Source organism: Streptomyces sp. CC228A (assembly GCF_021390935.1).
In the GTDB taxonomy this organism is placed as follows: domain Bacteria; phylum Actinomycetota; class Actinomycetes; order Streptomycetales; family Streptomycetaceae; genus Streptomyces.
Window position 1 is genome coordinate 807333 of the sequence record NZ_JAJPUI010000001.1, and the last position, 23180, is coordinate 830512.

The window sequence follows — 23180 nt, forward strand, 5'->3', positions numbered from 1 at the left end:
CCGAGTGCCCGCACCCCCCTTCCGCCACGGGCCGCCGGGCCCGGCCGCCGCCCGGCGGGCGGGCACGGCGGGCGGCGTGTGGCGGGCGGCGCGTGGCGGGCGGGCACGGCGGGCGGCGCGTGGCGGGGCACACCCCGCGGCACCACTCGCCCGCGGCACCCTGGCGGTCCCGGGGCGCACCGGCCGGGGGCGCACCGGCTTGGGGGCGCCGCCTGCGGCCACACCCTCCCGGGCCGCACCGGCCGGGACTGCACCGCTCGGGGCCGCCCGGCCCTGGCCCGTACCGCCTGCGGCCGCCCAGCTCCGGTTCCCGCTGCCCCGCCCGCACCCGGCCTGGGCCCCGCCGCCGGGTGCGCACCGCCGCCCCGCCCTGGAACCGCACCGGCCCGCCCCTGCCGGCGTGCCCGCGTTCCGGCGGGGCCGCGGGCGCGCGGCGGCTCGTACCGGCGGGGCCGCGTCCTACTGGCGCAGGGCCCAGCCCCGCTCCCGCAGGGCCGCGGACAGCGCGGGCGCCGCCGGCGGGGCGACCATGAGCTGCACCACGCCGGCGGGGCCGCGGGCGCGCGGCGGCTCGTACCGGCGGGGCCGCGTCCTACTGGCGCAGGGCCCAGCCCCGCTCCCGCAGGGCCGCGGACAGCGCGGGCGCCGCCGGCGGGGCGACCATGAGCTGCACCACGCCGGCCTGCTGGCCCGTGGCGTGCTCGATGCGCACGTCCTCGATGTTGACGCCCGCCCGGCCCGCGTCCGCGAAGATCCGGGCCAGCTCCCCCGGCTGGTCGCTGATGAGCACCGCGACCGTCTCGTACGCCGCGGGAGCCGTGCCGTGCTTGCCGGGCACGCGCGCCCGGCCGCTGTTGCCCCGGCGCAGGACGTCCTCGACGCCGGTCACGCCCTGGCGGCGCTTGTCCTCGTCGGCCGCCTCCAGGGCGCGCAGCGCCCGTACCGTCTCGTCCAGGTCGGCGGCGAGCGCGGACAGCACGTCCGCGACCGGCCCCGGGTTCGCGGACAGGATGTCGACCCACATCCGCGGGTCGGACGCGGCGATGCGGGTCACGTCGCGGATGCCCTGCCCGCAGAGCCGCACGGCGGTCTCCTCCGCGTCCTCCAGGCGGGCCGCCACCATCGACGACACCAGCTGCGGAGTGTGGGACACGAGCGCCACCGCCCGGTCGTGGGCGTCGGCGTCCATGACGACGGGCACGGCCCGGCACAGGGCGACCAGTTCGAGCGCCAGGTTCAGGACCTCGGTGTCCGTCTCCCGGGTGGGGGTGAGCACCCACGGCCGGCCTTCGAAGAGGTCGCCGCTGCCGGCCATCGGCCCGGACTGCTCCTTGCCCGCCATGGGGTGCGAGCCGATGTACGCGGACAGGTCGAGGCCCATCGCCGCCAGCTCCCGCTGGGGGCCGCCCTTCACGCTGGCCACGTCCAGGTAGCCGCGGGCGGTCCCGGCGCGCATGGCGCCGGCGAGGGCGGACGCCACGTGCGCGGGCGGCACGGCGACCACGGCGAGGTCGACACGGCCGTCCGGCGGGGTGTCGGTGCCGGCGCCGCGCGCCGCCGCGGTCCTGGCCAGCGCCGGGTCGTGGTCGACGAGGTGCACGGCGACGCCGCGCTCGGTGAGGGCGAGCGCGACGGACGTGCCGATCAGTCCGGTTCCGATGACGACGGCGGTTCTCACTGGGCGATGTCCTTGCGCAGGGCGGCCGCGGCACCGAGGTAGACGTGCGCGACCGCGGTCTTGGGCAGATCGGTCTCCACGTGCGCCAGGACCCGTACGACGCGGGGCATGGCGCCGGCGACGTCCAGTTCGGCGGCGCACAGCAGCGGCACGTCCACGAGGCCGAGGCGGCGCGCCGCGACGGCGGGGAAGTCGCTGCGCAGGTCGGGCGTCGCGGTGAACCAGACGCTGATCAGGTCGTCGGCGGTGAGCCCGTTGCGTGCGAGCAGCGCGGTGAGCAGGGCGCCGACCTGCTCGTGCATGTGCTCGGCCTCGTCCCGCTCCAGTTGTACGGCCCCTCGGACCGCTCGTACCGCCACGCCCCGCTCCTTGCCTCCGCCACCCTGGTCCCGTCGCGTTCAGCCTAGTCGGCGACACTGCGGGGATGCTCTTCCACGTCGTCCCCCTGCCGGAGTGGGCCGCGGACCCCGCGGGCCCCTACCGTCCGCCGTCCCTCGCCGCCGAGGGCTTCGTGCACTGCTCGGCCGACGAGGCGGCGGCCCTCGCCGTCGCGGACGCCCGCTACCGGGACGTGCCCGGCCCGCTGCTGGTGCTCTGCGTCGACGAGGCGCGGCTGTCGGCGCCGGTGCGGTGGGCGGGGCCCTACCCGCACGTCCACGGGCCCGTCGAGCGGTCCGCCGTCACCGGGGTGCGCCGGGTGCGCAGGGGCCCGGCCGGGGAGGCCCTGGGCCTCGACCCGTGGGGTTAGGCCCCCCGGCCGGCGGCGGGCAGGCAGGGCGGGAAGACACGGCCGCGCCCCCGGCATGGCTGCTTCCACGCGGCGGCGGTCCCGCACCAGGATGGGGGCATGTGCGCTTCTGCTCCCGTACCCGAATCCGCCGCCCCGCCCGCGCCCCGGCGCCGTACCGTCCTCGTCTGCGCCGTCACGGCCCCCGCCGCCGCTCTGGCGACCGGATGCGGGGGCGGCGACGGCTCCCCGTCCGGCACGGAGCTGGCGGCGACCTCCGACATCCCGGTGGGCGGCGGGAAGATCTTCGCCGAGGAGAAGGTCGTGGTGACCCAGCCGGTGGCGGGCGAGTTCAGGGCGTTCTCCGCGGTCTGCACCCACCAGGGCTGCACGGTCGGCTCGGTGACCAACGGGCTGATCAACTGCCCGTGCCACGCCAGCCGGTTCCGGGTGACCGACGCCTCGGTGGCGTCGGGTCCCGCCCCGCGTCCGCTGCCGCCGCGGGAGATCAGCGTCTCGGACGGCACGATCCGGCTCGCCTGACCGGACGCGCCGGCCACCCGCATAGGCTCGCCCCATGACCTGGGACGAGATCACGCCGGAAGCCCTGGTCCGCGACCACACGGTCTACTCCTGTGTCATGGGGTCGCGGGCCTTCGGGCTGGCCACGGAGGACAGCGACACCGACCGCCGCGGGGTGTTCCTGGCCCCCACGCCGCTGCAGTGGCGGTTCGCCAAGCCGCCCGCGCACGTCGAAGGGCCGGCCGCGGAGCAGTTCAGCTGGGAGCTGGAGCGCTTCTGCGAGCTCGCGCTGCGGGCCAACCCGAACATCCTGGAGGTGCTGCACTCCCCGCTCGTCGAGTACGCCGACGGCACCGGCCGCGAACTGCTCGCCCTGCGCGGCGCCTTCCTGTCCCGGCAGGCCCATGCGACCTTCGCCCGGTACGCGTACGCGCAGCGCCGCAAGCTCGACGCGGCCGTGCGGCAGCACGGCGCCCCGCGCTGGAAGCACGCCATGCACCTGCTGCGGCTCCTGGCGAGCTGCCGTGACCTGCTGCGCACGGGCGAGCTGGTCATCGACGTGGGCGACGACCGGGAGGCGCTGCTCGCGGTGAAGCGGGGCGAGGTCGGCTGGCCCGAGGTGGAGTCCCGGATGGCCCGGCTGGCGGAGGAGGCGGAGGCGGCGCTGCCGGGTTCGCCGCTGCCCGCGGAGCCGGACCGGGCCCGGGTGGAGGACTTCCTGTTCCGTACGCGGCTGCGGTCAGCCCTGGAGGCCGGACAGCCGGGCCCGTACGACGAGGTCGTGGAGGGCGTCGTGGGCCCCCGCCGGGGTGTCGGGTAGCGCGGAGGCGTCCTGCGCCGCGTCGAGCACGGCGTGCAGGGCCGCCACGTCTGCGGCGGCCCGCTCGGGGGTCATGCCGGTGAGCGGTCCGTGCTCGGCGTCCGCCTTGGCGGCGATGAGTCCGGGCAGGTGGCCGGGTGCCTCGTCGACCGAGTCGAGGAGGCTCGGCAGGTGGGCGAGGACCTCCCCCGTGCGCATCAGGTGGATGCCGGTGAGCAGCACCCGGAACGTGTAGAGCAGCGGCTTCAGCTCGCCGTTCGCCTCGAACAGCCGCCACTGGGTGCGGGCGAAGCCTCGGTAGTGGTGGGCGTGGTGGCGGGTGAGCACCCGCGGGGCGAGGGCGGCGAGTTCGGCGTGCAGGTCCGTCGTGCGGGCCACCAGCGGCGACAGCAGCTGCTCCAGCACGTAGCCGTTGCGGCGCAGCATCAGCCGGACGAACTTCCGCAGGTCGTGGGTGACGAGGTCCATCTCGACGCCGTCCCGCGTCCACATGCGGCTGCGTGTCTCCTCGGGCTCCCGCAGTCCGACCAGGGCCTCCACGGGCAGCAGGTGGACGCCGCGCAGGTCCACGTCCGAGTCGCGGGACGGGAAGCCGTACAGGTGGGCGCCGGAGACGGTGGCGAACACCACGGGATCGGGCTGCTCGGCGACGACGGAGGTCAGGTCGAGGGTCCCTATGGTTGCGGTCACGGGATCAAGCATCCCAGAGCGCGCCCAGGGCGAGCAGGTCGCCGTGGTACTCGACGCGGTCGGCCCACTCCCGGGGCCAGGCGTCCGCGCCCAGGTGGGCGCCCGCGAACGCGCCCGCGAGGCAGGCGATCGAGTCGGAGTCGCCGCTGCTGCAGGCGGCCCGGCGCAGCGCGGTGACCGGTTCCTCGGGGAAGAGCAGGAAGCACAGCAGGCCCGCGGCGAGGGCCTCCTCGGCGATCCAGCCCTCGCCGGCGAGCAGGCAGGGGTCGGTCTCCGGGTCGGCGGTGCGCAGGGCGGACTCCAGGCGCTCCAGCATGGCGAGGCACTCGTCCCAGCCGCGCCGGGCGAAGTGCAGCGGCGACGGGTCGTGGGACCGGGTCCACAGGTCGCCGAGCCACGTCTCGTGGTAGCGGGAGCGGTTCTCGTACGCGTAGGACCGGAGCTGCCCGACGAGGCCGAGCGGTTCGGTGCCCTGCGCCAGCAGGTGCACGGCGCGGGCCGTCAGGTCGGAGGCGGCGAGGGCGGTGGGGTGCCCGTGGGTGAGGGCGGCCTGCAGTTGGGCGGCGCCCGCCCGCTGCTCCTCGGTCAGCCCGGGGACGAGCCCGACGGGCGCGACGCGCATGTTGGCCCCGCAGCCCTTGGAGCCGGCCTGGGAGGCGTCCTGCCAGGTGCGGCCGTCGTCCGCCAGCAGCGCGCAGGCGGCGAGGCAGGTGCGGCCGGGGGCGCGGTTGTTCTCGGGCGACCGGGCCCAGCGCACGAACTCCTCGCGCGCGGGGCCGGCCAGCCGCTGCGGGGTGAGGGGGCCGCCGCCCAGGGCGGTGCGGAGGGCGCGGCCGAGGGCGAGGGTCATCTGGGTGTCGTCGGTGACGATCGCGGGCCGGGGCAGCTCCATGCCGCGCCAGGGACCGCACTTGGCGAGGATGGACGGCACGTCGTTGAACTCGGTCGGGAAGCCCAGCGCGTCGCCGAGCGCGAGCCCGACGAGGGAGCCGGTGGCGGCCTGCTTGGTGGCGGTCCTGGCGGTGGTCATACGTCCCGTCCTTCCGGTCGGAGGAGTGGCGGGTGGAGGGCGGTCGCGCCCCCCGCCCGGTAGAGGGCGGCCGGTTTGCCCCGGCCGCCGGTGAGGCGCGGCGGCCCCTCCACGGGCCGGACGAAGCCGGGGGTGGCGAGGACCTTGCGCCGGAAGTTGGGGCGGTCGAGCTCCACGCCCCAGACCGTCTCGTACACGCGGCGCAGCTCGCCGAGGGTGAACTCGGGCGGGCAGAAGGCGGTGGCGAGGCAGGTGTACTCGAGTCTGGCGCCGACGCGGTCGCGGGCGTCGGCGAGGATCACGTCGTGGTCGAACGCCAGCGGCCCGTGGGTGCCGTAGGGCAGCCAGGCGGCGTCGGCGGCGTCACCGCCGCCGCGCGGCTCGGGCAGGTCGGGGCCGAGCGCGGTGTACGCGACGGAGACGACGCGCATCCGCGGGTCGCGGTCGGGGTCGCTGTAGGTGCGCAGCTGCTCCAGGTGGAGGTGGGCCGCGGTGGCCTCGGAGAGGCCGGTCTCCTCGGCCAGTTCGCGGCGGGCCGCCCGGTCGGCGGACTCGCGGGGCAGCACGAAGCCGCCGGGCAGTGCCCAGCGGTCCTTGTACGGCTCCTCGCCGCGCCGCACGAGCAGCACCTGCAACCGGTCGGCGCGCAGGGTGAACACGGCGAGGTCGACAGTGACCGCGAACGGCGCGAAGGCGCGCGGGTCGTATCCGTCGGGGGCCTGGGCGTTCATCCGGCTGCTCCGTGGGTGCGGGTGGCGGGCGGGGCGGGGGCGCGGGCCCCGCGGGCCTGGTCCACCCCCGTCGGTCCAGGCCCGCGGGATCCGCGACCCCCGCGACTCTTTAAGAGTCACCTTGACTATAAAGAGGGTCGGTCGTGTCCCGCAAGGGGTCGGTCGTGTCCCGCAAGGGTGGTCCGGGAACGCGGGAAGCCCGCAGCCGGGAGGGGCTGCGGGCTTCCCGCGTGTGCTGCTGTGCCGCCGCCGGGACCGCCGGCGACCGGCCGGGCCTACAGGTCGACTTCCTTCATCAGCATGCCGACCTCGGTGTTCGTCAGGCGTCGCAGCCAGCCCGACTTCTGGTCGCCGAGGGCGATCGGGCCGAACGCGGTCCGCACGAGCTTGTCGACGGGGAACCCGGACTCGGCGAGCATCCGGCGCACGATGTGCTTGCGGCCCTCGTGCAGGGAGATCTCGACGAGGTAGTTCTTGCCGGTCTGCTCGACGACCCGGAAGCTGTCCGCCCGGGCGTAGCCGTCCTCCAGCTGGACGCCTTCCTTCAGCCGCTTGCCGAGGTCCCGCGGGATCGGGCCCTGGATGGCGGCCAGGTAGGTCTTGCGCACGCCGTACCGGGGGTGCGTGAGGCGGTGGGACAGCTCCCCGTGGTTGGTGAGCAGGATGATGCCCTCGGTCTCGGTGTCCAGCCGGCCCACGTGGAACAGGCGGGTCTCCCGGTTGGTGACGTAGTCGCCGAGGCACTGGCGGCCGTCGGGGTCCTCCATCGTGGAGACGACGCCGGCCGGCTTGTTGAGGGCGAAGAACTGGTGGGACTGCGTCGCGACGGTCAGCCCGTCGACCTTGATCTCGTCCTTGTCCGGGTCGACCCGCAGGCCCTGCTCGACCACGATCGAGCCGTTGACCTCGACGCGGGCCTCCTCGATGAGCTCCTCGCAGGCACGCCGGGAGCCGTAGCCCGCGCGGGCCAGCACCTTCTGCAGGCGCTCGCCGTCCTGCTCCTGGGCCGGCTTCTGCGGCCGGTTCGCGTACCGCTCGCGGTTGCGCTCCTCCACCCGGGCGTCGTACTCGCGGGGACGCGCCGGGGCGGTGCGCCCGCCGCGGCCCCGCTGCGGCTCCTGGGGCTTCTTCGGGCCGCCCTTGGCGCCGCCGCGGGCCTCCGCGCCGCGCCCCTTGCGGGCGCCGCCCTGGCCCTCGCCGGAACCGCCCACGTCGTAGCGGCGCTCCTCCGGGCGGGGGCGGCCCGCGCGCTGCTGCTTCTCGTCGCGCTTCTGCCCGGCCTTCGGCCGGGAGGTGCCCCCGCCGGCGCTCCGGTTGCCGCGCCCGCTGCTGTTCCTGCCGCTGCTTCGCATCAAAGTTCCGTCTTGTCGTCTACGTCTGCGTCCTCGGAGTCCGGCTCAGGTGCGTCCGGATCGAACGACGGAACGGCTTCCAGGCTCTCGGCTTCCACCGCGTCCGCCTCCGGGAGGAAGGGCGCGAGCTCGGGGAGCTCGTCCAGGCCGCGCAGGCCCATCCGCTCCAGGAAGTAGTTCGTCGTCCTGTACAGGATCGCACCTGTCCCGGGTTCCGCGCCCGCCTCCTCCACCAGACCGCGCTGGAGGAGGGTCCGCATGACGCCGTCGCAGTTCACTCCGCGTACGGCGGAGACGCGGGAGCGGCTGACCGGCTGGCGGTACGCGACCACGGCGAGGGTCTCCAGGGCGGCCTGGGTGAGCCGGGCCTGCTGCCCGTCGAGGACGAAGCTCTCGACCGCGGAGGCGTAGGCGGGCCGCGTGTAGTAGCGCCAGCCTCCCGCGACGGCCCGCAGTTCGAAGCCGCGCCCTTCCCTGTCGTACTCGCCGGCCAGCTCGCGCAGGGCGTCGGCGACCTCGCGGGGGGTGCGCTGGAGCACTCTGGCGAGGTGCTGCTCGGTCGCGGGCTCGTCGACCACCATGAGCACGGCCTCCAGGGCCGGCTTCAGCTCGGTCACTGCTCCTCCTCCGCGGTGCGGTCGAACTCGTCGGTGACGGTCGGGTCGGCGTCCCCGCCGGTCCAGCGCACGGTGAGCTCACCGAGCGGGTCGGCCTGCTCCAGGGCCACGGTCCTGTCCCGGTACAGCTCCAGCAGGGCGAGGAAGCGCGCGACGACGGTGAGGGTGTCGCCGGCGCCTTCGGCGAGCTCCCGGAAGGTGGCCTCGCCGCGCTCGCGCAGCAGCGCCACCACGATCCCGGCCTGCTCGCGGACGCTGACGAGCGGGGCGTGGATGTGTTCGACGTGGACCTGCGGCGGGGGCTTGGGCTGCATCGCCTTGACGGCGAGGCGGGCGAAGCCCTCGGGGCCGATGCTGATGACGACGTCCGGCAGCAGCTCGGCGTGGTGCGGCTCCAGACCGACGGTCCGCGGGTGGCGCCTGCCCTCGCTGTCGAGCCGCTCGCCGAACAGCCCGGCGATCCGCTTGTACGCCCGGTACTGGAGGAGCCGGGCGAACAGCAGGTCCCGGGCCTCCAGCAGGGCGAGGTCGCCCTCGTCCTCCACCTCGGCGGCGGGCAGCAGCCGGGCCGCCTTGAGGTCGAGGAGCGTGGCGGCGACCACCAGGAACTCGGTGGTCTGGTCGAGGTCCCCGTCGGGCCCCAGCGCCCGCATGTGCGCCATGAAGTCGTCGGTCACCCGGGAGAGGGCGACCTCGGTGACGTCCATCTTGTGCTTGGCGATCAGCTGGAGCAGCAGGTCGAAGGGCCCTTCGAAGTTCCGCAGCCGCACGGTGAAGCGCGTGTCCCCGGCGTCCTTGGCGGGCTCCTCGCGGCCGACGGGCCCCACCGGGCCCGACACGGCGGCGGAGAGCGCGTCCGGCTCCCGGCAGGCGACCGCGCCCCCCGCCCCCTCCGGAGGCCCCTCCAGGCCCGCAACCGGGCCGGGAACGGCCGCGGGCGCCTCGGCACGCCCCTGGAGCCCCGCAGGGGCGGGCACCGGCACGGGAACCCCGGAGACGGCCGGGACGGCCCCGCATCACGGTCGGCGGCCCGGGCGTCTCCCGCATCAGCTGCGGCGGCCGGGGCGGCCGCAGGCGGAGGGGCGGGCTCGGCGGGGCCCGGGACGCCCTCCGATCCCGGGAGCTGCGGCCCGGCAGGCGCCACCGGGGCGCCGGGCGCGGCGGGGCGCTCGGCGGGGGCGGTGGGGCGGCGGCACCCGGGCCGGGGCCCAGGGTGCGGCGGCGGGGACGGGCGGGGTGGTTCGGGGGCATCGTGCGGCGTCCTGTGCGGGGGCGGGCCGGGCCCGTCAGGCTATCGGGCCCGCGCGCGTCAGCGGCCGCGCAGGCGCCGCACCAGGATGCTCGCGTCGCCGCGGGACTCCAGGTCCGCCAGGACCACGGCGACCGCCTCGCGGACGATGCGCCCGCGGTCCACGGCCAGGCCGTGCTCGCCGCGCAGCACCAGCCGCGCGTGCTCCAGGTCCATCAGCTCCTCGGCGGAGACGTAGACCGTGATCTTCTCGTCGTGCCGTTCGCGCCCGCTGGGGCGGCGGCTCGCGGCGCGGCGTCCCCGGCGCGCCGCCGCGGACTGGGCGGGCGGTCCGGGTGCCGCGGACTTGGCCGCCTTGGCGGCCGCCCGTGCCACCGGCCCCCTGTCCCGTGCGGCCTCGCCCTCCGCCGTGCGGCTGCGCGACGGCGCGGCTGCGGCGTCGTCGCCGTCGGCCGGGCCGTGCTCCTCCCCGGCGTCGGCGGGCGCGGAGCCCGCGGCGGGGCGGCCCGCCGGGTCGCTCTCGCCCGCCTGGGCGGGCACCCGCCCCTCCCCGGAGTCGTGCCGCCCCCTGTGCCGGGCCGGTGCCGGAACCGGCCGCCTGGCCGCCCGGGCCGCTGCCCTGGCGGCGGGGCGAGGACGCCTGCAGCGCCATCCCCCCGGTCGTACGGAAAAGCTCGTCGGCACCGGGCAGACTCACTCGGCGTGACACCGGGCGAGCACCTCCCTGGCGAGCTGGCGGTAGGCGGCCGCGCCGACCGAGTTCGAGGCGTACGTGGTGATGGGCTCGCCCGCCACGGTGGTCTCCGGGAAGCGCACGGTCCGGCCGATCACCGTGTGGTAGACGTGGTCGTCGAATGCCTCGACGACCCGGGCCAGCACCTCGCGGCTGTGCACCGTGCGGGAGTCGTACATCGTGGCGAGGATGCCGTCGAGCTCCAGCTCCGGGTTCAGCCGCTCCTGGACCTTCTCGATCGTCTCGGTCAGCAGCGCCACCCCGCGCAGGGCGAAGAACTCGCACTCCAGCGGCACTATCACCTTGTGGGCGGCCGTCAGCGCGTTGACGGTGAGCAGGCCCAGCGACGGCTGGCAGTCGATCACGATGTAGTCGTAGTCCGGCAGCAGCGGCTTCAGGGCCCGCTGCAGCGTCGACTCGCGCGCGACCTCGCTCACCAGCTGGACCTCGGCGGCCGACAGGTCGATGTTGCTCGGCAGCAGGTCCATGTTGGGCACCGCGGTCTTGAGCAGGACCTCGTCCGCCGACATGCCCCGCTCCATGAGCAGGTTGTAGACGGTGAGGTCCAGTTCCATCGGGTTGACGCCCAGACCGACCGACAGGGCGCCCTGCGGGTCGAAGTCGACGAGCAGCACCCGTCGTCCGTACTCCGCGAGCGCGGCGCCCAGGTTGATGGTCGACGTGGTCTTGCCCACGCCGCCCTTCTGGTTGCACATCGCGATGATCTTCGCGGGGCCGTGCTCGGTGAGGGGCCCCGGGATCGGGAAGTACGGCAGGGGCCGTCCGGTGGGGCCGATCCGCTCGCGGCGCTGCCGGGCAGCGTCGGGTGCGAGGGTGGCCGCGTACTCCGGATCGGGCTCGTACTCGGCGTCGGGGTCGTAGAAGTGACCCTCGGGCAGCTCGTCGTAGGCGGCGAAGTGCGTGGACCCGTGGCCACTTTCGTCGCCGGCCATGGCGTTCACGTGTTGGCCGTCCATCGTCTTCATCGTGTGGGCTGTCGTCATGTGCTGGTGGGTCGCGAAGGTGCGGACAGCGACGGAGCCGACGGCACCGATCCCGGCCGGCGGACCGGCGTGGCCCGCCCCCGGCGCTCCCGGATACGCATCCCCCGGAGTAAATGTCGACTCATTCACAAGTCGTCTTACCTCCTTGGATGTGACCAGGAAACTTGTCGATAGGTCAGCGTGGCACCATGCCGACGGTTGGCGACTCTATGGCGTGTCACCGCTCCGCAGCAACACAATCGGCCGGACGCGGCGTGATGTGTCGGCAACCGAACGCCTTCCTGTCAAGGGTGCATGGCCGTCGATCCTTGTATTTCGCGGGTGCGCGAATCGGTTAAAGGGTTACGTTCACGGCGACTTGCCGGTAGCTCCGGTGGTTTCCGGACGCACGTCCGGCCGGACCTTGTTCGACAAGGTCCGGCCGGATGCGTGACGTTGACGACGTCCGTTGACCTCCGCGCCGCGGTGAGCGGACGGTGAGCGGAGGCTGACGGACCGTCGAACGGCGGGGATACGGGAAGGCGTCAGCCGAGGAGCGAGCCGAGCTCGGCGTGGTCGAGGCCGTGGGCCTCGGCGACCTCCTTGTAGACCACCTTGCCGTCGTGGGTGTTGAGGCCCTTGGCCAGCGCGGGGTCGCGGCGCAGCGCCTCCACCCAGCCGTTGTTGGCCAGCGACACGATGTACGGCAGCGTGGCGTTGGTGAGCGCGTAGGTGGAGGTGTTCGGGACCGCGCCGGGCATGTTCGCCACGCAGTAGAAGACGGAGTCGTGGACCCGGAAGGTCGGCTCCGCGTGGGTGGTCGGACGGGAGTCCTCGAAGCAGCCGCCCTGGTCGATCGCGATGTCGACAAGGACACTTCCGGGCTTCATCTTGGCGACGAGCTCGTTGGTGACCAGCTTCGGGGCCTTGGCGCCCGGGATCAGGACGGCGCCGATGACGAGGTCGGCCTCGACGACGGCCTTCTCCAGCTCGAAGGAGTTGGACACGACGGTCTGGACCTTGGTGCCGAAGACCTTGTCCGCCTCGCGCAGCTTGTTGATGTCGCGGTCGAGCAGCGTCACGTGAAAGCCCATGCCGACGGCGATCTGCGTGGCGTTCCAGCCGGAGACGCCGCCGCCGATGACCACGGCCTTGCCGGCGTGGGTGCCGGGCACGCCGCCGGGCAGCACGCCGCGGCCGCCGGCCGAGCGCATCAGGTGGTAGGCGCCGACCTGCGGGGCCAGCCGCCCGCGACCTCGGACATCGGGGCGAGCAGCGGCAGCGCGCGGTTCGGCAGCTCGACCGTCTCGTACGCGATGGCGGTGGTGCCGGACTCCAGGAGGGCGTCGGTGCACTCGCGGGAGGCGGCCAGGTGCAGGTAGGTGAAGAGGGTCTGGTCCTTGCGGAGGCGGTGGTACTCCTCCGCGATGGGCTCCTTGACCTTCAGCAGCAGGTCGGCGGTCGCCCACACCTCGTCGGCGGTGGGGAGGATGCGCGCACCTGCGGCGACGTACTCGCCGTCCGTGATCGAGGAGCCCGCGCCGGCGTTCTGCTCGATGACGACCTCGTGGCCGTTGCGGACGAGCTCGTGCACACCGGCGGGCGTGATGGCCACGCGGAACTCGTTGTTCTTGACCTCGCGGGGGATGCCGACCTTCACGTCGATCACGGTCCTTGAATCAGGGGGTGGAGAAGGGCAAACCGCTCTACAGCGGTAGATACCCGGATGCAGTATGGCGCACCGGGGCACACCGCGATTAACTGCGGCTCAGCCAGTCTAATGAAGGACTTCCCCGTGTCTAGCCTTGCAAAGCACTAATTTTTCTGAGAACCACTACGGATTTCGTAGGTGGACCTGGGGGTGTCGGCAGGGGTGCCGTGACCTGCGGCGCCGTCCTGGCCGACAGCCGCGGGCGCACCGGGGCGCGGGGCCAGCAGGCGGTCGGCGGCGACGCGGTGCAGCCGGGCCGCGACCGGGTCGCCCAGCCGCTCCAGGGTGTCCGCGAGCCGCAGCCGCAGCGCCGCGTGCAGCCGTACGTCCCCGGCGCGCCGCGCGCCCTCCGCGGCCTCCTCGCAGGTGCGCGCCGAGTCCTCGGGGCGGCCCGCGTACTCCTGGACCCGGGCGGCCTCGCTGAGCGCCCGGGCGTGGCCCGCCGCGTCACCCAGCCGACGGTGACCGGCCGCCGCGGCACGCCAGTTGCGCAGTGCCTCGCCGTAGCGCCCGGCGTAGGTGTGGACGGTGCCGAGCCTGCCGTAGAGCCTCGCCTGGTCGGCCCGCTCGTCGCGCGCCAGCCGCTGCGCCAGGGCCCGCCCGTACCAGTCGGCGGCGCGCTGCCAGTCGCCCAGTTCCTGGTACGCGCCGCCCACGGATTCCATGGCGCGGCCGGTGGCGTACGGGTCCTTCGCCAGGCGCCCGGCGTCCAGCGCGGCCCGGTAGCGGGCCAGCGCGTCCCTGGTGCGGCCGGTGCGGGCGTCCAGGTCGGCGAGGTTCAGCAGCGCGGCGGCGCGCTCGCGGTGCAGGCCGCGCCGCTCGGCCACGTCCAGGACCAGCCGGTGCAGCCCGTACAGCTCGGGTGCGGCGGACTCGGCGCCCCGGTGCGCAGTGAGGGCCCGGACGAGTGCGGCGACCAACCGGCGGGCCAGGGTGTCGAGCTCCCCGTCGGCGACGGCCAGGCGGGCGGCCGCGAGCAGCGCGGGCTGCCGGGTCCGCAGCCACTCGGCGGCCGCGGCGCGGTGCGGGAAGCGCAGGTTGCGGGGCAGCCCGGCGAGGCGGCGGCGGGCGGGGACCCGTCGGGCTCGGCGACCGCCCGGCAGGACTGCAGGAGCCGCACGGTGCGCTCCAGCATGCGGGCCCGTGCGAGCTGCACCTCGGAGTCGCGGTCCTCGGCGGCCAGCCGCTGCGCCGTCAGCGGCATCAGGCAGCCCGGCACCTCGTACTGGCCGTGGTCCGCCTCCCGGGCGAAGCCGAGGGCGACGAGCCCGTCCAGCAGCGAGCCCGCGGTGGACACGGAGCACCCGGCGAGGGCGGAGAGGACCTGGGCGTCGGCGAGCCCCAGCGGGGCGAGCGACAGCAGGCGCAGGGCACGGGCCTGGGCCGCGGGCAGCGCCTCGTAGGCCAGGCGGAAGGTGCGGGCGAGCGGCCGCGTCGAGGCGGGCTCGCCGGGCAGCGCGCGCAGGCGCTTGACCAGGTCGGCCACCGACGCGGTGGGCCGGGCGGCGAGCCAGCCGCCGGCGAGCAGCAGGGCGGCGGGCTGCCCCGCGCACAGCTCGACGAGCGCCTCGGCGGCCTGCGGGTCGACGGTGATGCGCACGGAGCCGGCGTACCGCTCCAGCAGCTCGACGGCGCTCCTGACGTCGAGCCCGCCCACCGTGCAGGGCCGCACGTCGGGAATGCCGGTGAGCGGCCCCCGGGCGACTGCCACGACCAGGCAGCGGGGGTTGTCGGGCAGCAGGGCGTCGACCTGCTCGGCGTCGGCGGCGTCGTCGAGGAGCAGCAGCGTGCGCCGCTCCTTGAGGGCGTCCCGCAGCAGGCCGCTCAGCTCGTCGCCGTCCGCGCCGGGCGGCGCGGCCACTCCGAGGCAGTCCAGCAGGTGCCGGGCCGCCCGCTCGACGGGCACGGGGTCGCCCCCGGCTCGGCGAGCCGTGCCCGCAGCACACCGTCGCGGTACCCGCGTCCGAGGTCCCGCACCAGCGCCTCGGCCAGCGCGGTGCGCCCGGACCCGGGCCTCCCGGCGATGAGCAGCACCCGGGCGCGCGGCGCCTTGCGTCCGGCGATCGTGTCGAGTCCGGCGCGGGAGATGTCGGCCCGCAGTGTCCTGAGCTCGCGCTCCCGCCCGAGAAGCAGCCGACCGAGCACGGCGCCCGCGGGGGCCGTGGACGGCGGTGTCCGCTCGGCGCGCTCCCGCCCCGGCGCCTCGGAGCCGACCCCCGGCCCGGCGACCGCGAACGGTCGCAGGCGCCCAGCCCCGGCCGCTCCGGACCAACCCGGCGGTCCGGCACCCCCGGGCCTTGCGTATGCGCCGGGCCCGACGCGACCGACCCGTCGCGGTGGCCGCGCACCGGCGCTTCCGAGTCCTTCGCGCGGCCGACCGCCTCCGGGCCTTGCGCAGGGGCCGGGTCCGGCTCGGCCCGTCCGTCCCGGCCGCACCGCGCCGGCGCCTCCGGGCCCTCCGGGCGGCCCGGCGCCGCGCTGTCCGCGGGGCCGTGCTGCGGGGCGTCGACCCCGCGACGCGCTCGCGTCGCGTCCTCTCCGAGGCCGCGACGCGGCGCCTCGGGCCCAGGGTCATCCACGGGGTCCCGGTCCGACGATCCTGATCCGTCCCGCGCGCCCCGCCCGGGCGTTCCCGAGCCGGGCCCCTCCCCGCGGTGCCCCGCGCCTGCGCGGCCTCCGGCGCGTCGGGCGTGTCCGTGCCGCCGGGCGAGGCCGCCCGGGTCCGGGCGGCTTCCTGCGCGGCGCCCGGGTCTGCGGCGCCCTGCTCCCCGTCGCGGGCCTGTCCGGCGTCGACCGCGCCGTCAGCACCGCTCGGTGCCGCGGCGGCCCCCGCGCGGCTCCGGCCCGATACGGTTCCGCGGCGTCCGGCCGGCCGGCGGTTGCCGCGCGGTCGGGGAGGGAGGTCGGGGCGGGGACGGCCCGGCGGTCCTCGGGGCGGCCGTGGCTCGGGGCTGCGGCGTCGTCCGGCTCTCCGCCGCGGCGGTCCGGGGTGGCGGCCGGGGCGGGGACCGCCCCACGTCCACGCGTGCGCCCCTCCGGGGCGGCCGCAGCGGGCGCCGGGGAGCCCGCCGCGTGCCGGGCGCGGGGCTCGCCGTCCGCCGGAGCCGTACCGGCACCGCCCCCGGTCGGCGTCTGCGGCCGGTCGGGGAGGGCGGGCTCCGCGTGCCCGGTCCGGGCGGTGCCGGACGAGGCGGGGCCGGCCGTCCGGGGCCGCTCGGTGTCGCCGATGTTCACCGCCTGATCCGTCACGGGCCACGCTCCCGTCCGTCTGCGCACAAGCCGATCCCGCCGGGTCTCCGCACGGGTGGTCCGAGCGTAGTTGAGCCGCCGGGGGTTCCGTGCGGAGCAGCGCCCGCACATCGCCCGATCGGATCAGCCGATCGTCACACCGGGAGGCCGGGGCGGTGGCTCGACGGTGGCGGCGCGGCGGGGAGCCCGCGCCGGCACGGCGGGCGCGGAGCCGGGCCGTCCGTCACGGCGGGTGTCCGGCTCCGGCCCCTCATGCCTCGAACAGGCTCCGGCCCCTCACGCCTCGAACGGGCGGGCCGGCCAGGGTGCGTCGGCAGGGCGGAGCGCTTCGACGCCGTCCCCCGTACGGGCGGCCAGCAGGGAGAGGACACCCACCACCAGGCAGGTGTTGTGCAGGTCCCCCGCGAGGACGCCGCGGGCCAGGTCGGCCAGCGGGACGCGGGCCAGCTCCATGTCGGCCTCCTCCTCGGAGACCTCGAAGCGGTCGCCGTCCGCCGCGGACAGCCCCCGCGCCAGGAAGATCCGTACGGCCTCGTCGCAGCCGCCCGGCGTGGTGTAGAGGTCCGTGAGGACGTTCCACTCCTCCGCCTTCACGTGCGCTTCCTCGTACAGCTCGCGCTGGGCCGCCCGCAGCGGGTTCTCGCCGGGCACGTCCAGCAGTCCGGCCGGGATCTCCCACAGCTTCTGCCGCACGGGGTGGCGGTACTGGCGCAGCACGACGACCCGGTCCTGCTCGTCCAGGGCGAGGACGGCCACCGAGCCGGGGTGGACCTGGTAGTCGCGGCTCGCGACGGAGCCGTCCGGCATGACCACGTCGTCGGTGCGGACACTCGTCTTGTTGCCCCGGAACGGCGTGGCGGTCGCGGTGACCTGCCACTCCTCCGGCGTGTCCTTGATGGCCATGCGCCTTCCCTCTTCCTCGTCCCTCGTCGTCCCGCGTACGGAAAAACCGGGGCGCGGGCGGCGGGCCCGCACCCCGGTCAACCGTATACGCAGCGACTACTCGGCTGCCCCGGCCGCCTGCCGGCGCTCGACGGCGGCCTTGACCAGGCCCGCGAAGAGGGGGTGCGGGCGGGTCGGGCGGGACTTCAGCTCCGGGTGGGCCTGGGTCGCGACGAGGTAGGGGTGGACGTCGCGCGGGTACTCGACGTACTCCACGAGCTTGTTGTCCGGGGACGTGCCGGAGAAGAGGATGCCGGCCTTCTTCTCCAGCTCGGCGCGGTAGGCGTTGTTCACCTCGTAGCGGTGGCGGTGGCGCTCCTCGACGTACGGCTGGTCGCCGTACGCCTCGCGGACGACGGAGCCCTCGGCGAGCTTCGCCGGGTAGAGGCCGAGCCGCATGGTGCCGCCCAGGTCGCCGGCGCCCTCGACGTAGGCGAGCTGCTCCTCCATCGTGGAGATGACGGGGTGCGCCGTCGCGGGGTCGAACTCGGTGGAGTTGGCGTCCTCGATGCCGGCGAGGTTCCGCGCGGCCTCGATGACGATGCACTGGAGGCCGAGGCACAGGCCGAGCAGCGGGATCCTGTTCTCTCGCGCGTACTGGATCGCGCCGACCTTGCCGTTGACGCCGCGCTCGCCGAAGCCGCCGGGGATGACGATCGCGTCGACGTCGCCGAGCTGCTGGGCGGCGCCCGCGGGGGTCTTGCAGTCGTCGGAGGTGACCCACTTGACCTTGACGCGGGCCTTGTTCGCGAAGCCGCCGGCGCGCATGGCCTCGGTGACCGACAGGTAGGCGTCGGGCAGGTCGATGTACTTGCCGACGAGGGCGACGGTGACCTCGTGCGCCGGGTTGTGGACGCGGTCCAGCAGGTCGTCCCAGGTGGTCCAGTCGACGTCGCGGAAGGGCAGGTCGAGCTTGCGCACGACGTACGCGTCGAGGCCCTCGGTGTGCAGCACCTTCGGGATGTCGTAGATCGACTTGGCGTCGATGGCGGCGACGACGGCCGCCTCGTCGACGTCGCACATCAGGGAGATCTTGCGCTTGATGGCGGTGGGCACGTCGCGGTCGGCGCGCAGCACGATCGCGTCCGGCTGGATGCCGATGTTGCGCAGGGCGGCGACGGAGTGCTGGGTCGGCTTGGTCTTCAGCTCGCCGGAGGGGCCGATGTACGGCAGCAGCGAGATGTGCACGACGAAGACGTTGTCGCGGCCGACCTCGTGGCGGACCTGGCGGACGGTCTCCAGGAACGGCAGCGACTCGATGTCGCCGACGGTGCCGCCGACCTCGGTGATGACGACGTCGACGTCGTCGGTCGCCATGCGGCGGATGCGGTGCTTGATCTCGTTGGTGATGTGCGGGATGACCTGGACCGTGTCGCCGAGGTACTCGCCGCGCCGCTCCTTGGCGATGACCGTGGAGTAGACCTGGCCGGTGGTGACGTTGGCGGAGCCGTCGAGGTCGACGTCGAGGAACCGCTCGTAGTGGCCGATGTCCAGGTCGGTCTCGGCGCCGTCGTCGGTGACGAACACCTCACCGTGCTGGAACGGGTTCATGGTGCCGGGGTCGACGTTCAGGTACGGGTCGAGCTTCTGCATGGTGACCCGCAGGCCCCGCGCCTTGAGGAGCGCACCCAGGCTGGAGGCCGTGAGGCCCTTGCCGAGGGAACTGGCGACACCCCCGGTGACGAAGATGTGCTTGGTCGTCGTGGCTGTGCTGCGAGAAGCAGCGGGCGGCATGGCCAAGAGGGGGCTCCCGTGGTCGCAATCTGGAGGTGCGTACCGGCGTCCGATCCGGAAACCTGGAGGGTGAGTCCGAGGGCTTCCGGGGGTGCCGTCGCTGCGGTATCGGGGGCCGCCGATCGGTTCTGCGGCGCCCACCGGTCCACGGGCTACCAGGGTATCAGCGACCACGGGTGACCGCGTTCCGGCCACGCTGACCACATAATCCAGCCAATGTTTGGACACGTTCGGAACAGTTCGGGCTTGTGCGGAACAGGTGAGCGTGACGTGCCGCGCATACATTCGCACAGCGGGGTACCGGCTCACCCGTTCGGCGCATCCCGACTACCAGGAAGATCACACAGACGCCCCGGGGAGGTCGTATTCTGCTCGGACACCCGTTGCCGAGTCAGGCCCGCGCACGGCACCACCCCGCCCGTCACCCGGGACCCCCTCGCGTCAACGATCCTTGACCCTGACCCCACCAGCTAAGCGCCCCGCGGGGCGAACGTGGCCGTTCGACTGGAGATTGCACGTGGCCGGGCGCATCGAGGACTACGCACTCATCGGAGACATGCAGACCGCCGCCCTGGTCTGCCGCGACGGCACGGCGGACTGGCTGTGCCTGCCCCGCTTCGATTCGCACGCCGTCTTCGCAGGAATCCTCGGGACCGAGGAGCACGGTTTCTGGCGGATCGGACCGCAGCACCCGGAGGGCACCGAGCCCCCGGCTGCCGACCGGCGCCGCTACCGGGGCGACTCCCTCATCCTCGAATCGGAGTGGGACACCGACCGCGGCACCGTCCGCATCACCGACTTCATGCCGCCCCGCGACGGCGCACCCCAGCTGGTGCGCATCGTCGAGGGCGTCAGCGGACGGGTGAAGATGCGGTCGGCGCTCCGGATGCGCTTCTCGTACGGCCGGATCGTGCCGTGGGTGCACAAGGTCGACAACCGCACGGTGGCCGTCGCGGGCCCCGACTCGGTGTGGCTGGACACGGCCTGCGAGACGTACGGCGAGGACCTCACCACGTACGCGGACTTCACCGTCTCCCCCGGCGAGCGGATCGCGTTCACCATCAGCTGGCAGCCCTCCCACCACCCGCAGCCGCCGCTGCCCGACCCCGAGGCCGCGCTGGAGGCCACCGCGGCGTTCTGGAGCGAGTGGGTCGACCACTGCACCTACCGCGGCCCCTACCGCGAGTCCGTGGTCCGCTCGCTGATCACCCTCAAGGCGCTCACGTACGCCCCGACCGGCGGCATCGTCGCCGCGCCGACGACCTCCCTCCCGGAGGACATCGGCGGCGTGCGGAACTGGGACTACCGCTACACCTGGCTGCGGGACGCGGCGATCACCCTCTCCTCGCTGCTGCGCACCGGCTACCGCGAGGAGGCCCGCGCCTGGCGCGAGTGGCTGCTGCGGGCGGTCGCGGGCGACCCCGAGAACCTGCAGATCATGTACGGCATCGCCGGTGAGCGGGAGCTCGGCGAGGCGGAGCTCGACTGGCTGCCCGGCTACGAGAACTCGGCCCCGGTCCGGGTCGGCAACGGCGCCGCCGCGCAGCTCCAGCTCGACGTGTACGGCGAGGTCACCGAGGCCCTGCACCTGGCCCACATGACCGGCCTGGCCCGCAACGACTACGCCTCCCTCCTCCAGCTGAAGCTGATCCACTACCTGGAGAAGCACTGGATGGAGCCCGACGAGGGCATCTGGGAGGTGCGCGGGCCGCGCCGCCACTTCGTGCACTCCAAGGTGATGGCGTGGGTCGCCGTCGACCGCACCATCAAGCTCGTCGAGTCCGGCGACGCCGACGGCCCGCTGGAACGCTGGCGGGAGCTGCGCGACGAGATCCACCGCGACGTGTGCGAGAAGGGCTACGACCCGGAGCGCAACACCTTCACGCAGTCGTACGGCTCCCAGGAGCTCGACGCGGCGCTGCTGCTCATCCCGCAGATGGGGTTCCTGCCGCCGGACGACAAGCGGGTCATCGGCACCATCGAGGCCATCCAGCGGGAGCTGTCGACCTCGGACGGCTTCATCCTGCGCTACCCGACCCAGGGCACCGACGAGGGCGTGGACGGCCTGCCCGGCGACGAGGGGGCGTTCCTCGCCTGCTCGTTCTGGATGGCCGACGACCTGGCGATGATCGGCCGCGTCGACGAGGCCCGGCAGCTCTTCGAGAAGCTGCTGGCCCTGCGCAACGACCTCGGGCTGCTCGCCGAGGAGTGGGACCCCCGGCTGCAGCGCCAGGTCGGCAACTTCCCGCAGGCCTTCAGCCACGTGCCGCTGATCGACACGGCCCTGCGGCTGACGGCGTCCGGCGCGTACGGCGGCTAGCCGCGCCGCCGCGGCCGCAAGTCGGCCCGCGGCGGCGCGGCACCGGCCGGCCGCCGGCCCCGGCCCCGTACTTGCCGGGGCCGCGCCGCGGAGGGGGCGGCCCCGGCGTGCCGCACCTCCGCCCGGCCCGCCGCCGCACGCCGCCGGGTGACGTACGCCACACGCCGCGACCGGCGGCCAACAGGCCTGCGCACAGCGCGAGTTGCCGCGGTGGAGGGGCACCGTCACCTCCGGGTGGTGCCGCGGCGCGGCGGGCGCGGGGTAGCGTCCGCGTCCATGGAGGAACAGGGCGGTATCACCGTACGGCGGGCGCTGGAGCTCCCCGCGCTGCGCGGCGGGCTGCCGGAGGTCGTCACGGGCGCGGATCGGCTGCACAGAACGGTCCGCTGGGTGCACGCGGGCGAGGCGCCGAACATCGCGTCGCTGCTGAAGGGCGGCGAACTGCTGCTGACCACGGGCCTGGCGATCGGCGCGCGCCCCGCCGAGCAGCGGACGTTCGTGCGGCGGCTGGCGGAGCGCGGCATCGCCGCGCTGGTGGTGGAGCTCGGCCCGCGCTTCTCCCAGCTCCCCGTGCCGCTGGTGGAGGCGGCCCGCGCGGCGGGTCTTCCGCTGGTGCAGCTGCACCGCGAGGTGCCGTTCGTCGCGGTCACGGAGGAGGTCCACACCGAGATCGTCAACGGGCACTACGCGCTGCTGCGGCAGGCCGAGGAGGTGCACCGGCAGTGCACGGAGGCCCTGCTGTCGGGCGGCGGCATACCGCGGGTGCTGCGGATCCTGAGCGGCTTCGCGGCGAACCCGGTGTTCCTGGAGACGGCGGACGGGCAGCTGCTGTACGCGGCCGACGGCGGTTCCGGCCCGGCGCGCCCGGACCCGCTGCAGGTGTGGGAGGGCCTGCGCGGCCAGCGCGGGCCCGGGGACCGGCTGCCGGCCGGATCCCTGGTCGTGGACGTCCCGGGCGGAGCCGCCGAGGGCGGTACGGGCCCGGTGCGGGCCCGGCTGGTGCTGACGGCGGTGTCCGGCGAGCTGCTGCCGGTGCACCGGATGGCGGCCGAGCGGGCTGCGGGCGTCCTGGCGGTCGTCCTCATGCAGGCCCGGCAGGAGGAGGAACTGGCGGCGCGGGGCCGCGGCGACTTCCTGACGGACCTCGCGGAAGGCCGGGTCGCCGAAGAGGACGCGCAGGCCCAGGCCCGGGTGCTCGGCTTCCGCCCCGGTGACGGGCCGCTGCTGCCCGCCGTGATGCGGGTGACGGCCGCCGAGCACTCCCCGCGGGGAGCTGGGCCCTGCTGGCCCGGGCGGTCGTGGAGGAGCTGGCCGCGGTGGGCGTCCCGGCGCTGGTGGGCGTGCGCCCCGTGGAGGGCAGGGTGCCGCTGCTGCTGGGGCTGCGCGCCGAGAGCGAGCGCACGGCGGTGGCGGACCGCGTGGCGGCGGCGCTGCGGGCGGGGGCAGAGCGGGCCGGTCTGGCCAAGGCGGGCGGTCAGGCGCCCATCGTGGTGGTGGGTGTCGCGGGCGGCTGGGCGTCGGCGTCCGCGGGCCTGCGGCACGCGGCCGAGACGGCGGCTGCGGCGCAGGGCCTGCCGCCGTGCGCCTGGCACGACGCGCGGCGGCTGGACATCGACCTGCTGCTGTGGCGGCTGCACCGGCACGACGAGGCGGGCCTCGCCGCGTTCGTCGACCGGGCGATCGGGCCCGTGCGGGCGCACGACGCGACGTCCCGGCCGCCGCTGCTGCCCACCTTGGAGGCGTACCTGGCGCATGCGGGGCGCAAGGCGGAGACGGCACGCGAACTGCACCTGAACCGCCAGACCCTGTACAACCGGCTGGCCCGCATCACCGAGCTGCTGGGCACCGACCTCGACGACCCGCAGACGGTGCTGGCCCTCTCCCTGGCGCTGCGCGCCCGCCGCCCACCCCCTGACACCGCAGCGGACACCCGCGGTCCGGCCCCTGGGCACCCCCGCCGCAACGGCCGCGCAGCGGCCCCTGTGCCCGGCCGCGGTCCCCCGCCGCACAGTCACGCAGCAGCCCCCGCGCCCGACCCCGGTCCCCCGCAGCACAGTCACGCAGCGGCCCCAGTGCCCGGCCGCGGTCCCCC

At 75.1% G+C, this 23180-nt stretch carries 15 protein-coding genes and 4 pseudogenes; 5 read left to right on the forward strand and 14 right to left on the reverse strand.

Annotation, left to right across the window (positions count from 1 at the left end):
* Positions 1–592: 592 nt before the first annotated feature.
* Together L6E17_RS03595 and aroH are read right to left on the reverse strand one after the other, a co-directional pair.
* A complete protein-coding gene (locus L6E17_RS03595) occupies positions 593–1678 on the reverse strand; it encodes a prephenate dehydrogenase (protein ID WP_236239284.1) in 1086 nt (361 codons plus the stop codon).
* A complete protein-coding gene (gene aroH, locus L6E17_RS03600) occupies positions 1675–2037 on the reverse strand; it encodes a chorismate mutase (protein WP_236239285.1) in 363 nt (120 codons plus the stop codon). The genes L6E17_RS03595 and aroH overlap by 4 nt, the downstream gene beginning before the upstream one ends.
* A 65-nt stretch (positions 2038–2102) precedes the next feature.
* On the opposite strand from aroH, the gene L6E17_RS03605 reads away from it, so the two are divergent.
* The 3 genes from L6E17_RS03605 to L6E17_RS03615 all read left to right on the forward strand — a co-directional run bounded on the left by L6E17_RS03605 (position 2103) and on the right by L6E17_RS03615 (position 3747).
* Entirely contained in the window at positions 2103–2426 is a 324-nt protein-coding gene (locus L6E17_RS03605) for a DUF952 domain-containing protein (RefSeq protein ID WP_236239286.1), read from the forward strand.
* A 99-nt stretch (positions 2427–2525) separates the two neighbouring features.
* Positions 2526–2948: a Rieske (2Fe-2S) protein gene (locus tag L6E17_RS03610; protein ID WP_236239287.1), complete on the forward strand. Its 423-nt coding sequence runs from the start codon at positions 2526–2528 to the stop codon at positions 2946–2948.
* 34 nt (positions 2949–2982) lie between these two features.
* Complete coding sequence (locus L6E17_RS03615; RefSeq protein ID WP_236239288.1) at positions 2983–3747, forward strand: DNA polymerase beta superfamily protein; 765 nt, start codon at positions 2983–2985, stop codon at positions 3745–3747.
* Here L6E17_RS03615 and L6E17_RS03620 read toward each other — a convergent pair.
* The 12 genes and pseudogenes from L6E17_RS03620 to L6E17_RS03675 form a co-directional block, all read right to left on the reverse strand.
* Entirely contained in the window at positions 3667–4449 is a 783-nt protein-coding gene (locus L6E17_RS03620) for a DNA polymerase beta superfamily protein (protein WP_374108980.1), read from the reverse strand. The two genes, L6E17_RS03615 and L6E17_RS03620, sit on opposite strands and share 81 nt — an antisense overlap.
* On the reverse strand, positions 4442–5467 hold the full coding sequence (locus tag L6E17_RS03625) for an ADP-ribosylglycohydrolase family protein (protein ID WP_236239290.1): 1026 nt from the start codon (positions 5465–5467) through the stop codon (positions 4442–4444). Before L6E17_RS03625 ends, L6E17_RS03620 begins: the two co-directional genes overlap by 8 nt.
* Positions 5464–6198 (reverse strand): NUDIX domain-containing protein, encoded by a 735-nt coding sequence (locus L6E17_RS03630; protein WP_236239291.1) that lies wholly within the window; start codon positions 6196–6198, stop codon positions 5464–5466. The genes L6E17_RS03625 and L6E17_RS03630 overlap by 4 nt, the downstream gene beginning before the upstream one ends.
* A gap of 275 nt (positions 6199–6473) precedes the next feature.
* On the reverse strand, positions 6474–7550 hold the full coding sequence (locus L6E17_RS03635) for a pseudouridine synthase (RefSeq protein WP_236239292.1): 1077 nt from the start codon (positions 7548–7550) through the stop codon (positions 6474–6476).
* Complete coding sequence (gene scpB, locus L6E17_RS03640; RefSeq protein ID WP_308315818.1) at positions 7550–8167, reverse strand: SMC-Scp complex subunit ScpB; 618 nt, start codon at positions 8165–8167, stop codon at positions 7550–7552. The genes L6E17_RS03635 and scpB overlap by 1 nt, the downstream gene beginning before the upstream one ends.
* Positions 8164–9006 (reverse strand): ScpA family protein, encoded by an 843-nt coding sequence (locus L6E17_RS03645; protein ID WP_374108981.1) that lies wholly within the window; start codon positions 9004–9006, stop codon positions 8164–8166. The genes scpB and L6E17_RS03645 overlap by 4 nt, the downstream gene beginning before the upstream one ends.
* A gap of 470 nt (positions 9007–9476) precedes the next feature.
* Positions 9477–10113 (reverse strand): annotated as a pseudogene (locus L6E17_RS03650) (hypothetical protein).
* The gene (locus L6E17_RS03655) at positions 10110–11204 is read right to left on the reverse strand and encodes a ParA family protein (protein WP_236239642.1); all 1095 of its coding nucleotides are present in this window, start codon (positions 11202–11204) and stop codon (positions 10110–10112) included. The pseudogene L6E17_RS03650 and the gene L6E17_RS03655 overlap by 4 nt, the downstream one beginning before the upstream one ends.
* Positions 11205–11677: 473 nt before the next feature.
* A pseudogene (ald, locus tag L6E17_RS03660) lies at positions 11678–12792 on the reverse strand (alanine dehydrogenase).
* Between the two features lie 155 nt (positions 12793–12947).
* Positions 12948–14988 (reverse strand): annotated as a pseudogene (locus L6E17_RS03665) (tetratricopeptide repeat protein).
* A gap of 1380 nt (positions 14989–16368) precedes the next feature.
* Positions 16369–16995, reverse strand: a complete 627-nt coding sequence (locus tag L6E17_RS03670) for an NUDIX hydrolase (protein WP_236239294.1) — start codon at positions 16993–16995, stop codon at positions 16369–16371.
* Between the two features lie 96 nt (positions 16996–17091).
* Complete coding sequence (locus L6E17_RS03675) at positions 17092–18768, reverse strand: CTP synthase (RefSeq protein ID WP_236239643.1); 1677 nt, start codon at positions 18766–18768, stop codon at positions 17092–17094.
* 517 nt (positions 18769–19285) lie between these two features.
* Between L6E17_RS03675 and L6E17_RS03680 the strand changes: the two genes are divergently transcribed.
* The gene (locus L6E17_RS03680; RefSeq protein ID WP_236239295.1) at positions 19286–21088 is read left to right on the forward strand and encodes a glycoside hydrolase family 15 protein; all 1803 of its coding nucleotides are present in this window, start codon (positions 19286–19288) and stop codon (positions 21086–21088) included.
* A gap of 276 nt (positions 21089–21364) precedes the next feature.
* A pseudogene (locus tag L6E17_RS03685) lies at positions 21365–22992 on the forward strand (PucR family transcriptional regulator); the annotation flags it as partial.
* Positions 22993–23180 lie beyond the last annotated feature (188 nt).